Below are 1,596 nucleotides of genomic sequence, written 5' to 3'. Positions count from 1 at the left end.
TTACTGCCCGTTAAGGCTGGGATAAAGGGGTTTCCTATCATTTATCATTTGGAACGTTGTTTCTATTAAGGTAAAATAAAAGAATAAACTTTAAAATATGAAGATGGTGATTATATTGACTTTAAGCAAATGTGTTACTATTTATTCTTTAAAAGGAAATACATCCGCAATTTTAGATGAATTCAATCTTGACGGCTTTAATGTTTGCAAAATGTTAAACGAAGATCCCAGAGAGCACTGGCAAAATCATGATTTTATTATGATTGGGTCGGCTACTTATTATAAAGAGGGAGTAACACCGCCTACCCCTCCATACTATTTTCAAAAGTATGAACAAGACTTACTGCAATTAGAGAATAAAGAAATTGTTCTTTTTGGGAGCGGAAAAAAAGAATATCCGATATTTTGTGGGGCTTTAGATTATCTTTACGGTGTATTAAAAGATAAAAATGATATTAAATTAGTATATAAAGTCGATCAAATACCTAGAAAACATCACAAAATAGAATTTAGAGACTTAGTAGAGGAAATTATAAACGGTAGATGAACACGGTATTATATAGCTTCATAAGAAAAGCTGTCCCAAAAGAAATTAAATTTGGAGACAGCTATTTTTATTTATCTCACACTTAACAGGCGTAACACCTTCCCGCTAATTTTATGGATTTGTAGACCATAATCCTGCAGATTTCACGAATACACGTGGATGAAGCTTCAGTTGAGCGACAATTAATTCTGCTAAATCTTCCGGTTGCATTACCTTTTCCGGGTTTCCATCTGTTAAATTTTCTTTATAAGCAAGTTCTGTAGCAACTGTACTTGGAGTTAAAGCTGTTACACGAATATTATGCTTACGTACTTCTAAAGCTAATGATTCAGTTAAACCGAGGAGACCGAACTTAGACGCACTGTATGCGCTTGTAACAGGTGCTCCCTTCTGACCTGCTGTAGAAGAAATATTAATAATATCGCCGCCATTTTTTTCAATTAGCTGCGGAAGAACAGATCTAGTGACATAGTACACACCCATTAAGTTAACATCGATCATTTTCTTCCATTCTTCCGGATCAAGTTCTAAAAATCCTCCAAACTTACCGATCCCTGCATTATTAATTAAAATATCAAAAGAGCCAAGCTGGCTTGTAACATGATTAACAGCTTTTTCTACCTCTTCAAGTGAAGAAACATCAGCTGTCGCATAAGCTACCTTCACACCAAGCTGCTCAATTTCTACTGCAACATCTCTTAAATCTGCTTCTGTACGAGCTAGCAGCCCTATATTAACGCCTTCCTTTGCTAACGCGATTGCAGTCGCTTTTCCAATTCCTTTTCCTGCACCTGTTACTAGAGCAGTTTTCCCTTTAATACACTGTCCCATAAAACAAACGACTCCTTTCATTTACAATTAATCCTTAATATAGAAGAATTAATCAACTGAAATTAATTATACATCTTAAGAACTTTCCTGTCCTTTTTCAAGCTTTTATTATACAAACGGTTATCCCGAATAATATTCATTCACCTTATATAAATAAATACGATTCCCAAATCCAAGAAATCTAATTTTAAATTTATTCCAGCCTTAACGAGCAGTAA

2 protein-coding genes are annotated in these 1,596 nt (G+C 34.5%); one reads left to right on the top strand and one right to left on the bottom strand.

The window, feature by feature from the left end:
- The first annotated feature begins 115 nt into the window (after positions 1-115).
- On the top strand, positions 116-547 hold the full coding sequence (locus tag BFA01S_RS21480) for an NADPH-dependent FMN reductase family protein (RefSeq protein ID WP_066235675.1): 432 nt from the start codon (positions 116-118) through the stop codon (positions 545-547).
- A gap of 111 nt (positions 548-658) precedes the next feature.
- Here the strand turns inward: BFA01S_RS21480 and BFA01S_RS21475 are convergent, their stop codons facing one another.
- Positions 659-1,378, bottom strand: coding sequence for a 3-ketoacyl-ACP reductase (locus tag BFA01S_RS21475; protein WP_066235673.1), 720 nt, complete (start codon positions 1,376-1,378; stop codon positions 659-661).
- Between the last annotated feature and the right edge of the window lie 218 nt (positions 1,379-1,596).

Source organism: Metabacillus fastidiosus NBRC 101226 (assembly GCF_001591625.1).
Classification (GTDB): Bacteria; Bacillota; Bacilli; order Bacillales; family Bacillaceae; genus Metabacillus; species Metabacillus fastidiosus.
This window is presented reverse-complemented; position numbering and strand designations above follow the sequence as displayed.

What these genes read in the sequence shown, in the direction of transcription:
- BFA01S_RS21475 (WP_066235673.1), bottom strand. Translation starts at nt 1,378, where the DNA reads ATGGGACAGTGTATTAAAGGGAAAACTGCTCTAGTAACAGGTGCAGGA.